The sequence below is a fragment of the Mycobacterium sp. genome (assembly GCF_049802695.1).
GTDB lineage: Bacteria > Actinomycetota > Actinomycetes > Mycobacteriales > Mycobacteriaceae > Mycobacterium.
In genome coordinates this window covers 1-13,051 of sequence record NZ_JBARMY010000355.1, presented here as the reverse complement: position 1 = coordinate 13,051, position 13,051 = coordinate 1, and the positions used below count along the sequence as shown (strand labels likewise).

Below are 13,051 nucleotides of genomic sequence, written 5' to 3'. Positions count from 1 at the left end.
ATCGGTTGTTGACGTTGACCGGGGTAGGTGGGGTCGGCAAGACGCGCCTGGCGCTGGAAGTCGCGCGGCTGGCCGATGAATTTCCCGACGGGGTCTGGTTTTTCGAGCTGGCCGCAGTCACCGACCCCGCGGCGGTGCCCGACGCCGTCGCAGCGGCATTGGGCATCATCCAACAGCCGGGCAAGAGCGTGAGCGAGTCGGTGGCCGCCGCGTTGGAGGGGAGAGTCCGGCTGCTGGTGTTCGACAACTGCGAGCACGTGGTCGACAGTGTCGCGGATCTGGTCGAGGCGATCCTCGCCGCCTCGGCGACCGTAACGATTCTGGCGACCAGCCGCGAAGGATTGGGGGTCAGCGAAGAACAGTTATGGCGTGTCCCGTCGCTCGACGTCACCTCCGGAACCGAATCCGCCGCCGTGCACCTTTTCGTCGACCGTGCCCACAGTGTCGTGTCGGACTTCTCGCTGGCCCAGCCCGGCGAGGCGGACGCTGTAGTGGAAATCTGCCGCAGACTCGACGGCATCCCATTGGCCATCGAGTTGGCGGCCTCGCGGATGGCGTCGATGACCGCCAGCGAGGTGCGTGATCGCCTGGATCAGCGGTTCCGGCTGCTGGTCGGCTCCCGGCGTGGCCTGGCACGCCACCAGACCCTGCGCCATGCGGTGGCGTGGTCCTATGACCACCTCGATGACGCGGAAAAGGCGCTGCTGGAGCGGTGTTCGGTGTTCGCCGGGGGATTCGACCTCCAAAGCGCCTGCGCCGTCAGGGGTTTCGAGGATGACTTCGCGACCCTGGATCTGCTGGATACGCTGGTGCGCAAGTCGCTGCTGATCGCCGACCGGTCCTCGGGCCGGACCCGTTTTGCGATGCTGGAGACGATCCGCCAGTTCGCCGAGGAACAACTCGTCGCCGGCGGCGACGCATCCGAGATTCGGGCCGCCCACTCGCGCTACTTCGCCGGACGCGACGCCGACATCCTGGCCCTGTGGGACAGCCCCCGACAACGTGACGCCTACGACTGGTTCAGCGTCGAGCTGGCCAATCTGCGCACCGCGTTTCGCTGGGCCGCCGACCACGGCGATCTGGATGTCGCCGCCACCCTCGCCACCTATGCGGGGTGGCTCGGCGTTGGGGTCCAAACCCTTGAGCCGGTCGCCTGGGCTGAAGAGCTGATCGAGCCCGCCCGCGCGGTCGACCACCCCCGGCTGGCATTCCTGTACGTGATTGCGTCGTTCTGCTTCACGACCGGACGAATCGAGGCGGCTCTCGGCTATTGCGACGCCGGGCAGATCGTCCTCGACAGGAGCCGCGATGCGCTGCCGTACGGCATCGAAGCCGGGCTTGGACTTGTATACCTGGCCATCGGGCAGCCCGAACGGTTGGCCGAGTTGTGCCGCGCCCAGCTCGCACGCCGCCGCGACAACGATGTGCACCTCCGGGCATGGCTGGTTAGCGCCCTTGCATTGGCCGGTTCCGGTGGGGAGGCGATGGATTCCGCCGATGGCCTGATCGAGGCTGCGAAGGCAACAGGCAACCCGTACTTGCTCGCGTTGGCGCTTCTCGCCTACGGTGTGGCTTTTCGTGACGCAGATCCCGTCGGGGCGCTTAACGCCCTCGGCCGGGGTCTGGTGATCGCTCAAGACAGCGGCAACCGCGCTGCCGCGGCAGCCGTGGCGAACGGTCTGGCACGACTTGAGGCCGAACACGGCGACACCGTATCCGCATTCGATCACCTCACTCTGGCGATCCGCAACTTCCACAACGCGGGCGACAGCACGACGATCCGCGTCCCGCTGGCCGTCCTCGCCGTTCTTTTCGACAGGCTCGGACGCTACGAACCGGCGGCGACTATCGCCGGCTTCGCGCTCAGTCCTTTCTCTGCGTCGGGGGTCCCCAAAATCACCACCGCGATCGCCCACCTGCGCGGCGTCCTCGGCGGCCATACCTACGAAACGCTCGCCCGCAAAGGCGAAACGATGACCACCGCCGCCATGGCGACCTACGCCTACGACCAAATCGACCAGGCCCGAACAGAACTCGAACAAGCTAGTGAGTCACTAGATCAGTAGACGTTTCCGCACCAAAGCGTCAATCCGCATTCTCGGAAAGCACTCGGTATACCGTTGCCCTACTCACGCCGAGGGTGTTGGCAATCGCGGATCAGCAGTTCGCGAACCGTCGTCATGACTTCGGCGGCGTTGCGGCCCAATGACTAGCCCGACCAGACGATTGCGCCACCCGCTGGTGCGTCGTCAAGCAACGCGGCTAGGCCGGGCCGTTGCTCCCGTGTCGACGTGCCGGACAGCTTGTCGCGGTATACCCGCTTCGGGTCCACTCGGGCTGCGGTGAGCGCATTAAGTCGTTGGTCGAGCGACTGATGGCCGGTGCTCAACCTCGCGTAGCCGAGTTGAACACCTGTGGCGATGGCGGTTGTCTCAGAACTCGCGAAACGACCGTTGTGCGACAAGTCTTTTGAGGCACTTCTGGGAAAGTGCGACGTGGCACTTCGCCTGGCAATGTGATACTCGCGACGCTCGTCTCACAACTAAAGAAAGGAGACGATCAGTTCATCTTCCAGCTATCGTGCCCGTGAAAGGTTCCTGCCGTTGATTTTTACGTTGCCGCACACCAAACTTGGCTAGCCGGCGGTTACCACCAAATGGAGGGGCATGGATCGATTCGACGTGGCGGTCGTCGGTGCGCGCTGTGCTGGCTCCCCTTTGGCAACGATGCTTGCGCGACATGGCTTCCACGTCTGCCTGCTTGACCGCGCCCGCTTTCCGTCCGAGACCCCATCTACTCACGTAATTCAACCGTGTGGTGTGGAGATTTTGAATCGGATGGGAGTGCTTGATGCGATCTTGACGGCAGGGGCGGTCCCGCTCGACAGGTTCACGATGGTCGTGGGAGACGTGCGCATTGAGGCGACCGGCGAAACCAGGTACCCAGGATTGTGTGTGCGTCGGGTGACACTGGATGCGCTGTTGGTTGAAGCTGCCCGCGACGCGGGTGCGGACGTGCGCACTGGTTCGCGGGTCAACCGACTGGTGATGGACGACGGTCGTGTGGTCGGGGTCGAGACGGACGGCGAACAGATTCACGCGCAACTGGTGGTCGGCGCTGATGGCCGCCACTCGACGATTGCCTCGTTGGTCGGCGCGTCCGAGTACCACGTCGCCCCGCCTGGCAGGCTGGCAGCCTGGGCGTATTTCGAAGGTGTGACTGATTGCAACGGCCACGCGTGGATGGGCCGGATCGGAGACTTGGGTTACTTGGCCGCCCCCACCGACGGTGGTCTGTACATGGTCGCCATCACGACCAGTTTCGCTAAGCGGGCGCAATTCCAGGCCGACCGCGACGCCTACTTCACTGCTGGTATGCAAGCCTGGCCGGAGTTGGCCGATGTACTCGCGGGCGCTCGACGCGTCGGGCCGATCCGGGTAGTCACCAATTGGTACGGCTACTTCCGACAAGCCGCCGGCCCTGGATGGGTTTTGGTCGGCGACGCCGGTCACTTCAAGGACCCCACGCCAGGGCAAGGCATATCAGACGCTTTGCGCCAGACCGTCCGGCTGGCTGAGGCCATTCAGCATGGAGTTGAGACCAGCCTCGACTTGTATATGACGCGGTGGTGGCGCTGGCGCGACAAGGACGCCTACGAGATGTATTGGTTCGCTCATGATTTGGGCGCCCCTGGGGTTCCCACACCTCTGAACGTCGGCGTGCTGCGAGATATCGCCAGCGACACGGAGGAGGTCCGAACGTTTCTCCGTGTGCTGAACCACGAGGTCCGCCCGTCTGAGTTGTTCACGACGACAAGGGCTGTGCGCGCCGCGGCGCGAACATTGCGCGACAACCCCGATCAGATGTTTGGAATGCTCAGAGAAATCGTCACTGTCGGGCGTCAAACTGTGCGACGCGCCCGACACAGGCGCGCCCGGCTACCAGATGACACCCGCGCGGGAACAACATGACAGGCGAACCGGCAGCCTCCTGCGGTAACCCGGGCTGAAATCCGCGCCGCTGACCACCGATTGCCGAATGCAGTGCTCGGCCGCGACCTACACCACCGCATCAGTGGCTACGACATAAAACGGCCGGGCTGGTCCGGCTTTTTAGGACCGGTCCGTATCCGGCTCGCCGGTCAGCGGATCGCCGCGGAGCAGTGAGCCGATCCAGCCGTCGTGTCGCTCTCCGCGCTGTTCCAACAGGCCCCGCACCGTGCCCTCCACCCGAAACCCACAGCGGGTGGCCGCACGGCGTGATGGCCAGTTGCCGACGCGCGCCTTCCAGTGCACCACGTCGAGTTCCAGCTCGTCGAAGCCCCAGGCCAGCAACAGCCGCAGCGCGCGGCTCATCACACCTTTGCCGCGCGCCCACGGTCCCAGCCCGTAGCCCACTTCGGCACCACCTGGCCCGTTCATTGTCAGTGAGGCGCTGCCCGCGTAGCGCCCCTCGTGCAAGATGGCGAACGACGCCCGCGTGCCGTTCCGCCAACCCTCGGCTACTTGCGATACGAATCGCAGCGCGTCGCCCTCCCCATACGGCACTGGGACGAGTGTCCAGCGTTGGGTCTCTGGGTCCTGGCACTGACGCACGATGTCGACCAAGTCCTTCGCGCGGGCACATCCCAGCAGCAGGTCCGGTCCGTCGGTCAGCTCGAGCGGCGGCCGCAGCGGGCCGACGTTACCCGTTGTCACGGCGGCATTCTCACCCATAAGACCTCATCATTACGCCGCAACCGCCAAAGCTGGCGACTCTAGGTTGGAAGAACCGTCAAAGAATACTCTCACCAGAGGTCGAAATTCCCGCAGGTCAATGCCTTTGGTGCAGCTGTGGCGCCGACGGCTATGCCTCGCCGCCGAGCTCGGTCTGGTCCCGCTCGTTCTCGGCGGTGTCCTGGGCCATCGTCGACTCGTCGAGCCACCTCTGGACATCGCCGCCGAGGCGGTCCGCGGAGAGCTCGGCGAAGTCGAGGGCCAGAACGCCCATCGCTGCTAAAACTTTCATGGCCCGTCCGCTGTGGTAGATCTCCGCCATCAGCGCACCGAGCCCCTCATTGTCTTCGGCAGACAGCGCCGACAGATACTGGCGGGCATCAGCGAACTCCCGGTCGACGTGGGCCAACTTCCTCCGGAACTCGTCAAGCGACGGTAAGCCTTCAGGCGTATCGGTCATGAGTTCTTCTTTCGGAGTCGCGTCAGAACGCTACGAGAAGCACGGCTGAGGCTCATCCTTCACCGGAGGCGAGAACTTGACCAACTGGACGAGGGTATGTGTGGTGAACCGGCCGCCAACCTGCCCCGGTAGGCGTTTACCCGGACTACTACGTCGGCTGGATCGAACTGATCACCGGTGTGCTGATCACCCTCGGGCGGTTCACCCGGATCGCCGCGTTCTTCGCCTCCGGCGAGATGGCGGTTGCCTACTTCACCGTGCACTTGCCGCATGGGTTCATTCCGCTGGTCAATCACGGCGGGGACGCGGTGATGTTCTGCTTTGCCTTCCTCCTATTGATCTTCATTGGCCCCGGGGCATACGCGCTGGACAACCATCGCTCGGCCGCAGCCCTCGGTTGGCGCAGCAGGCGTGTCGGAAGTGTGTCGCGCGCCGGCGCCCCATGGTCGAGCTGGTGGCGGAGCCGGCGGGTGCGTATTCGTTGAGCCAAGGACGTCAGTGCAGAATCGGGATGAGCCCGACAGCGAACACCAGATAGAGCACCGCGACGAAGCCCAACCGGATCGGGGTCAGCTTGGCTGTCCGCAACGCGATCATCAAGTAGACGATGGCGGCCATCGTCACCACACCTGACCAGAGCAGGGCGTGGTCGAAACGCCAGTCGGTGAACAGCAGACCCAGGCCGCTGGGAACGGTCGCCTGAATCATCATCGCGCCGGAGATGTTGGCCAGGGCCAGCTGCGTCTTGCCCTGCCGGACCCAGATGATCGCGTTCATGATCTCAGGCAGCTCGGTGGCGATCGGCGACAACAGCAGAGCGGTGACGGCCCCCGATAATCCGAGCATCGGCCCGATGGCGTCGAGCTGGTGGACGAAGACCTGCGAGGCGGCGAAAATGATTGCCAAAGCGCCCGTCGTCTGCGCAATCACCGCCATGGTGGCCGGCTGCGCGGCCTTCGGTTGCAGCTTCAACGGCACCAGGTCCGCATCGTGATCCAGCAGGTGGCCGCTGTTGATCTCCCGCCAGAAGTAGACGGCATACACGGCGAAGAACAAGATGCCCAGCCACGGCTTGACGGTGAACGCCACTAGGCCGAGGGCGACTTTCATGAGGAACACCGCCAGGAACCAGCGCTGATCCTTGACCAGGCGCGCCGCCTCGGTGGGCTCGGCGAAGACGTCGCCGCGACCGTCACGCTTGTCTCGTCGCTCATCGCGGCTCGCCGGTTCGCCGCCGGCCGCCACCAGTTCTCGGCAGCGGCTCCGGCGGCGGAAGAACAGCATGGCACCGGTAATCCCATAGGCGACGGTTGCCAACACCAGCGGACCACCCATCGCTGCACCCACACCGATGTTGCGGATCTGAGCGGTCGGACCGGTGGTGACGGCGACGAGCGTGACGACGGATTCCGGCAATGCGGTGCCGAACGCAGCCAGGATGGTGCCGACGGCCATTGCCCCGACGTTGAGCCGCCGACCGAGCCATTCGACGGCGTTGATGAACCACTCGCACGACAGATAAATCGCCGCCGCACACGCGATGAGTAACGCAACATGCACCACGAGGTCTGCCTTTCGCACCTGCCTCGATACAGGTGTCAGGACGCCCAGAATCGACCGCTGATCATCCTGCCAGCTGTGTCCCTAGAATGGCAAATAACAGCCCATTTCGTGATGGTGAATTCCGTTACCCGTAGTGGACGAAAGCGCACGTCGCCGATTCAAAGCTGAAATATCGGGTTCCCGAAACCAAGAATTCGGAATGACGCTATTGCGCTGTCACCGAACCGTGTCGAAGAAGTTCCGAAGGTCGTCGACGAACAGCTCCGGCTGCTCGAACGCCGCGAAGTGGCCGCCGCGCGGCATGTCTGACCAGTGCGTGATGTGGTACGCGCGCTCGCACCAGCTTCGCGGCGCGGGCAGGACTTCTTTGGGAAAGGCGGCGACGCCGGTCGGGAGCTCCACCCGAGCCACCTTGGCAAAGGCGCTCAAGCTTTCCCAGTACAGGCGAGCCGAAGACGCGCCCGAACCGGTGGCCCAGTACATCATCACGTTGTCGAGCAGTTCGTCACGGCTGAGCACGTTCTCCGGATGGCCGTCGCAATCCATCCAGCACCAAAACTTCTCGATGATCCAAGCCAGCTGCGCGACCGGAGAATCCACCAATCCGTATCCGACAGTCTGCGGCCGGGTGGATTGCTGCTTGGAATACCCGGTTCCCCAGCGCCGGTGCTCTGCCATTGCCGCCAGTGCCCGTTGCTCGTCCTCGGGAAGATCGTCCTTCAAGTTCTTGGGAGGCATGGCCAGCGGCATATTCAAGTGAATCGCGACGCACTCACCACCGTTTCGGCCGATTTGGGTGGTCACCGCAGCACCCCAGTCGCCGCCCTGCGCACCATAGCGGTGATATCCGAGACGCCCCATCAGCGTCTCCCATGCGTGCGCGATTCTTTCGACGCCCCAGCCGGTGGTAGCGGGCTTACCGGAAAACCCGTAGCCGGGAAGTGCAGGGCACACCACGTGAAATGCTTCTTCGGGTCGTCCCGTCGGCGGATTGACCAGCGGCTCGATTACTTTGTGGAATTCCACAATCGATCCGGGCCAACCGTGGGTGATTAACAGGGGAAATGCGTCGGCATGAGGCGAGCGCTGATGGATGAAGTGGATATCCAGACCGTCGATTTCGGTGATGAATTGGTCGAATCTGTTCAACGCTGCTTCGCTCGACCGCCAGTCGTAGTCCTCGGCCCAATACTCGGCCAGTTCGCGGGTGTAAGCCAGGGGCATGCCCTGACTCCAGTCATCGACGCACTCGGCTTCCGGCCACCGGGTGCGCGTCAGGCGGGCGCGCAAGTCATCGAGGACTGCATCGGGGACGTCGATGCGGAAGGGCCTGACCTCAGCCATCCGCCGAAAGCTCCCGCGTCACGCGATTCAGGGTCACAGTGTTCGCGTGGCGCGACCTGCCCATTCGGTAGTGCTGACCGCCCCCACCGACATCAATGACCGGGTCACCTGATCGCAATGCCTCGACGGGCACAAACTCCGGGTTCGCGTGCAACTGCACGCCGGCAACGTTAGGTCAGCCTGGCGACCGACGTGCAGCTTTGACCGATACCGCATTGACCGAGAGGCAGCTTGAAATTCGGCTCGGTTAGCGTTTCAACATTCGCGCGAGCACCGGCAAGGCCAGTGGAGTCGGCACGAACCGGGAGGACCCCAACGCGAACCGCACGTGCGGTCCGCCCGGGACCACCGAAGCGCGACCACGATCAGCGGCCCGCAAGGCGTCAGCGACGACCCGCTCGGGCGACACCTGGGCAAAGGCCGGTAGCCGGCTGACGAGGAAGTCAGCGTCGTTGGTGGCCTGGAATTCCGTGGGCACCGGACCAGGGCAGACCGCCGTTACGGTGACACCGCTGGCGGCCACTTCGGCGTTCACCGCCTCCGACAACCACAGCACATAGGCCTTCGCTGCGGCGTAGCCGGCGTTATAGGGGCCGGGCTGGAAGCCCGAAACCGAGGACAGGTTGATGATCGCGCCGCGACCGCGCTCGACCATGCCGGGCAGGTAGCGCAGCATCAGATCCGCCACCGCCTCGACATCCACGCGCAGCATCTGCAGTTCCTTATCGCGACCTTCAGAGCCGAACTTGGTATAGATGCCCAAGCCCGCGTTGTTCACCAGGACGTCGACCTGTGCATCCATTTCGTCGATTTGTGCGACCAGCCGGTCTCGATCCTCAGGAAGGGCCAGATCGGTGCCAATGGCGACGGCGTGCTCGTCTCCGCCCAACTGCGCACACAACTTCTGCAGCCGGTCCGCCCGGCGGGCAGTGACGACGACACGGTAACCGCGCGCCACCAGTTGACGGGCGAACTGTTCCCCAATTCCTGATGATGCGCCGGTAACCAGGGCGACCGACCCTGCCGACGGCGGCGGAAGTGCCATGAGTTCGACGCTAGTCCAAGCCGACGTATCCATTGAACTATTCGCAGAACCCACAAGCTCGCGGCTGAGACGTTCGACCTGTGCGCCCGGCAGGCTCGTGGCCGATTACTCGGTCCCCGATCGAGCGCCAAGTCCTCGGGAACCGCTGCATGCCATCGATCTTCTCGGCCAGCGACGCGTTGGGCCGGGCGTAGAACATGGTGAAATCGCCTTCGTTAGGCCGCCGTCACCGTTGCATCGAGGCTGTCGACAGCCTTCTGCAGCAGCCCGCTCACCTTCTATGCGATCTGGCGAAGTCCCGACTGCTCGGCCGCCTCGATCAACGGCCGCGTGTCCATCGCGTCCACGATGACGGTGCCCGGAGCATCGGGATCGCCGCGCACCACGACGTTGCACGGCAGCAGCAGTCCCACCTGTCGATTCGCGTCGATTGCTTGGTGAGCGAATTGCGGTTTGCAGGCACCGAGAATCAGGTATTCCTCGATGTCCACACCCGCCCTGCTTCTCAACGTCGCCTGCACGTCAATCTCGGTCAGCACGCCAAACCCTGAACAGCCAGGGTTTGTCGGGTTCGCTGCACCGCATTCTCGAACGAAGTGTGCAGCCTGGTCGAAAATGAAATACCCGTTGTCAACTCCTCTCTAGGCAATCGTTGCTGGGAAGGCTTCGGCGCGGCTGCGGTAGCAGCATCGGCACCTGCCGGCGATAGGCAACGTATTCAGCACCCAACGCTGTGACGAGGTCGCGCTCTTCGAGGTGCAGCGCGAGGAGGATGTAGCCGGTAGTGGCGGCGGCGAACAGCAGGTGTCCGGAAGTCATGGTCGGCGCTGCCCAGAATGCGACGATGAAGCCGAGCATCATCGGGTGACGTATCACCCGGTACAGCAGCGGCAGTCGGAACCCGACATCGGTTTGCGGCTGACCTCGCCAGCACAAGTACACCTGCCGCAGGCCGAATAACTCCAAGTGGCTGATCATGAACGTAGTCGCCAGCACGATTGCCCAGCCAGCCCAGAACAACCCCCACAACGCGAACCGAACGGTCGTCAACTTCACGTCCCAAACGTGACCGGGTATCGAACGCCATTGCCAGTACAGCAGGAACAGCACGCCGCTTGCGATCAGCACGTAAGTGCTGCGCTCCAATGGTTGCGGCAGGATCCGCGTCCACCGCCGTTTGAACGCCGGCCGCGCCATAACGCTGTGCTGAACGGCGAACAAGCCGAGCAGCACCAAGTCTAACGCAACCGCTTCACCGGCCGGTGCAGCCAGCGCGTGATCGACGCTGCGCGGAACACCGATGTTGCCGACAAATCCGATTGCGTACGAGAAAGCGACGAGAAAGGCCAGGTAACTCAGAACGCCATAACAGACTGCCAAAGAACGGTTGATCGTGCTCATAGCAAGATGCTGGCCGCCACCGCCTGCCCGCGCATGAGGCGTTTGCCTCATTTCCTCGCGGCCACGCAGTCAGCTGCCGGCGGGCGCGACCATTCCGTGCTGCAGCGCATACATGCTCGCACCGATGCGATTAGAAACCCCGATCTTGGCGTATGCCCGCTCGACGTGGTTGCGGGCGGTCTTCTCGCTGATCACCAGTGCGGCCGCAATCTCTTTGTTCGACGCTCCGCGGGCAACCAAACAGAGCACTTCGACTTCGCGAGCGGTCAGTCCGCTCGGTCGCGGCTTGGGTCGTTCGGAACGGCGCCCGGCCGCATGCAGGACGGCGTCTACTGCCACCGCGTCAAGACCTCCGGCGCGCACTCCTTCCCGCAGCCGCCGCTCTGCGGCGTGCGGGCGAAGCTCTGCCCGGTAGGGCCGCGGTTCGCAGGCTGATTGGTAGCTGACCGCCGCGGCCAGCAGTCGGTCGGGCAGGCTTAGCGCGGGTCCGGCCAGCCCACGCGGATACCCCGAACCGTCGACCCGCTCATGGTGATTTCCGGCGAGCTGGGCGACCCGCTCGAGGCCGCCGACGCGGCTGAGTATGCGCACGGTGAGGTACGGATGCAATCGCACCCGCTCGAATTCGCCAGCGGTCAACGGCCTTGGCTGAGACCACACCTGGTTCGACACACCGATACGGCCCAAGTCATGGACATACCCGCCACGTTCGATCAACGCCACCGTGTCGGTATCCAGACCCACCACCGACGCCGCATCGGCGGCGAGCCGGGCTACTGCTTGCGAATGACCAAGCGTGAATGGGCATTTCAGATCGACAAAGTCCCCTAGCGCGGCAAGTAGCACGTCCAGCGATTGTGCATCCAACCGGTGCAGGCGATCCGGCGCCTCCCGCAGTGCGGCCGCCCACACGTCACCTGCCGATGGTCCGGCCAAAATTTCATCCGCATTCTCGACAAATACGTCGGCTATCTGCGGATCGAACTGGCCGCCGCGACGGCGCCGAGCCATCGCCACCGCACCGTCCGTACCAAAGGTCCGCTGATGTATCTCGGCCATGTCGGCGAGTTGCGCTATTCGCATCGGCACCGGAATGTCCTCTTCTGCAACGCTGTTGGGCAGTCCGCCGCCGTCGAAGCGCTCAAAGGTGAAAGCCAGGGCCGACTGCACGTCGGCACTCAAACCGATGCGCTCGGCCAGCAGCGTCGCCGATGCGCAGTGCGAGCGCACCAGAAGCGATAGGTGGCCGCGCGCATTGGCGAACAACATCGCCAGCACAGACAGTCGACGGGGCAACGTTTCGCCCCGAGCCACGTGGCTGAGCAGGAAGCGAACATACGGGAGACCCGACCAGTCGATCAGGGCCGATTCCCGACGTACCGCGATGTCGTCGCCGAACCATTGCGCGTATTCGTGCGAATCGGCGTGACAGCCGATCCACATGACCAAATTCGTATAGTAGGTGCAATCGCGCTGGACCCGGTCGAGACCGAGGCGATCGGCGATCCTGGTGCCGATCAGCGCCGCGCGCAGCATGTGTTCGCTCGGCTGTCCCAGGCCGAGGTCGATCGCCACGGACAGCGCCGCCAGCAGTTCGGCGCGGGTCGGCAATTCCGCAAGCGCGTGATCAGGCGCCGGCGCCACGCATCGATTCTGCGCCGTCTCGGCAACGAGCGGCGGAAATCAGCTCAAAATCGGATCAGCCCGCCGGCGAAGATGAGATACCGCAGCCCAGCCGGGCCGAACCGGGTCGGGGTGAGTTCGGCGGTGGCAGCGCGAATCGGGTCGTCTGACAGCCAGTGCGGGGATGCCCCCCAAAATCTGCTCACGGGTCGCGATTGGCGTCACTCCATAAAAGCTCCTCCGGGTGGTGGTAGAGGTTGGTGCGGGGTTGGCCGCGGTCGAGGTGCGGTGGGGGTATCCATTCGGTCAGGGCGTCACGGCGTTTTCGGGTGGTCCAGCCGCCCGGTTGAACGAGGCGGTGGTGGCTGCCGCAGGCAAAGGTGAGCTGGTCGATGTCGGTTCGGCCGCAGTGGGCCCACTCCCGAACATGGTGCACTTCGCATAGGTAGCCGGGGACGTCGCAGCCGGGATGGGAACAGCCGCGGTCTTTCGCGTAGAGCACGAGGCGTTGGCCAGGTGAGGCCAGGCGTTTGGTGTGGTAGAGCCCGATAGCTTTGCCGTTGTCGAAGATCGCCAGATAGTGGTGCGCGTGGCGGGCCAGGGCGATCACCTCGGACATCGGCAGCAGGGTGCCGCCGCCGGTGAGCGCGGTCCCGGCCTTGGCCTCCAGCTCCTCGAGGGTGGTGGTGACGATGATGCTGGCGGGAAGCACGTTGTGCTGGCCCAGCTGCCCGGAGGTCAGCAGGGCGCGGGCGGCGGTGTGCAGCGCGTCGTGCTGGCGCTGGGCCAGGCTGCGGGTGTCGCGCTCTATGGCTTCTTGCGAGGGCGCGCCGTCGAGGGCGGGTTCAGCGTCATGCGGGTTGGCCATGCCCGGCGCAGCCAGCTTGGCCAGCACTGCTT

General features: G+C 64.3%; 12 protein-coding genes and 3 pseudogenes. 3 read left to right on the top strand and 12 right to left on the bottom strand.

The window, feature by feature from the left end; all coding sequences use genetic code 11:
* Window positions 1–2,066, top strand: a 2,066-nt coding sequence (locus WA317_RS14765; protein WP_425173738.1) for an ATP-binding protein, incomplete at its 5' end; no start/stop codon positions are given.
* 19 nt (window positions 2,067–2,085) lie between these two features.
* Here the strand turns inward: WA317_RS14765 and WA317_RS14760 are convergent.
* Together WA317_RS14760 and WA317_RS14755 are read right to left on the bottom strand one after the other, a co-directional pair.
* Window positions 2,086–2,133 (bottom strand): hypothetical protein, encoded by a 48-nt coding sequence (locus WA317_RS14760; RefSeq protein WP_425173739.1) that lies wholly within the window; start codon window positions 2,131–2,133, stop codon window positions 2,086–2,088.
* A 79-nt stretch (window positions 2,134–2,212) separates the two neighbouring features.
* A pseudogene (locus tag WA317_RS14755) lies at window positions 2,213–2,422 on the bottom strand (recombinase family protein); the annotation flags it as partial.
* A 244-nt stretch (window positions 2,423–2,666) separates the two neighbouring features.
* On the opposite strand from WA317_RS14755, the gene WA317_RS14750 reads away from it, so the two are divergent.
* A complete protein-coding gene (locus WA317_RS14750; RefSeq protein ID WP_425173737.1) occupies window positions 2,667–3,971 on the top strand; it encodes an NAD(P)/FAD-dependent oxidoreductase in 1,305 nt (434 codons plus the stop codon).
* A 141-nt stretch (window positions 3,972–4,112) separates the two neighbouring features.
* On the opposite strand, the gene WA317_RS14745 is transcribed toward WA317_RS14750, so the two are convergent.
* A complete protein-coding gene (locus WA317_RS14745) occupies window positions 4,113–4,697 on the bottom strand; it encodes a GNAT family N-acetyltransferase (RefSeq protein WP_425173736.1) in 585 nt (194 codons plus the stop codon).
* Between the two features lie 148 nt (window positions 4,698–4,845).
* Window positions 4,846–5,175, bottom strand: a complete 330-nt coding sequence (locus WA317_RS14740) for a hypothetical protein (protein ID WP_425173735.1) — start codon at window positions 5,173–5,175, stop codon at window positions 4,846–4,848.
* Window positions 5,176–5,333: 158 nt separating this feature from the next.
* Between WA317_RS14740 and WA317_RS14735 the strand changes: the two are divergent.
* A pseudogene (locus WA317_RS14735) lies at window positions 5,334–5,660 on the top strand (DoxX family protein); the annotation flags it as partial.
* Between the two features lie 10 nt (window positions 5,661–5,670).
* Here WA317_RS14735 and WA317_RS14730 read toward each other — a convergent pair.
* The 8 genes and pseudogenes from WA317_RS14730 to WA317_RS14695 all read right to left on the bottom strand — a co-directional run.
* Window positions 5,671–6,738, bottom strand: coding sequence for a sodium:calcium antiporter (locus WA317_RS14730; RefSeq protein ID WP_425173734.1), 1,068 nt, complete (start codon window positions 6,736–6,738; stop codon window positions 5,671–5,673).
* 216 nt (window positions 6,739–6,954) lie between these two features.
* Window positions 6,955–8,082 carry an epoxide hydrolase family protein gene (locus tag WA317_RS14725; RefSeq protein ID WP_425173733.1) on the bottom strand — a complete coding sequence of 376 codons (1,128 nt, stop codon included), beginning with the start codon at window positions 8,080–8,082 and terminating at the stop codon, window positions 6,955–6,957.
* 247 nt (window positions 8,083–8,329) lie between these two features.
* The gene (locus tag WA317_RS14720) at window positions 8,330–9,127 is read right to left on the bottom strand and encodes an SDR family NAD(P)-dependent oxidoreductase (RefSeq protein WP_425173732.1); all 798 of its coding nucleotides are present in this window, start codon (window positions 9,125–9,127) and stop codon (window positions 8,330–8,332) included.
* Between the two features lie 278 nt (window positions 9,128–9,405).
* A pseudogene (locus WA317_RS14715) lies at window positions 9,406–9,761 on the bottom strand (DUF302 domain-containing protein).
* Complete coding sequence (mddA, locus tag WA317_RS14710) at window positions 9,758–10,528, bottom strand: methanethiol S-methyltransferase (protein ID WP_425173731.1); 771 nt, start codon at window positions 10,526–10,528, stop codon at window positions 9,758–9,760. The pseudogene WA317_RS14715 and the gene mddA overlap by 4 nt, the downstream one beginning before the upstream one ends.
* 69 nt (window positions 10,529–10,597) lie before the next feature.
* Window positions 10,598–12,172 (bottom strand): HD domain-containing phosphohydrolase, encoded by a 1,575-nt coding sequence (locus tag WA317_RS14705; RefSeq protein WP_425173730.1) that lies wholly within the window; start codon window positions 12,170–12,172, stop codon window positions 10,598–10,600.
* Between the two features lie 44 nt (window positions 12,173–12,216).
* On the bottom strand, window positions 12,217–12,357 hold the full coding sequence (locus WA317_RS14700; RefSeq protein WP_425173729.1) for a hypothetical protein: 141 nt from the start codon (window positions 12,355–12,357) through the stop codon (window positions 12,217–12,219).
* Window positions 12,354–13,051: DUF222 domain-containing protein (locus tag WA317_RS14695; RefSeq protein ID WP_425173728.1), on the bottom strand; the 698-nt coding region annotated here is incomplete at its 5' end. The genes WA317_RS14695 and WA317_RS14700, both read right to left, overlap by 4 nt.

Coding starts and splice junctions, on each gene's coding strand:
- WA317_RS14750 (WP_425173737.1), top strand. CDS start 2,667: ATGGATCGATTCGACGTGGCGGTCGTCGGTGCGCGCTGTGCTGGCTCC.
- mddA (WP_425173731.1), bottom strand. CDS start 10,528: ATGAGCACGATCAACCGTTCTTTGGCAGTCTGTTATGGCGTTCTGAGT.
- WA317_RS14725 (WP_425173733.1), bottom strand. CDS start 8,082: ATGGCTGAGGTCAGGCCCTTCCGCATCGACGTCCCCGATGCAGTCCTC.
- WA317_RS14740 (WP_425173735.1), bottom strand. CDS start 5,175: ATGACCGATACGCCTGAAGGCTTACCGTCGCTTGACGAGTTCCGGAGG.
- WA317_RS14720 (WP_425173732.1), bottom strand. CDS start 9,127: ATGGCACTTCCGCCGCCGTCGGCAGGGTCGGTCGCCCTGGTTACCGGC.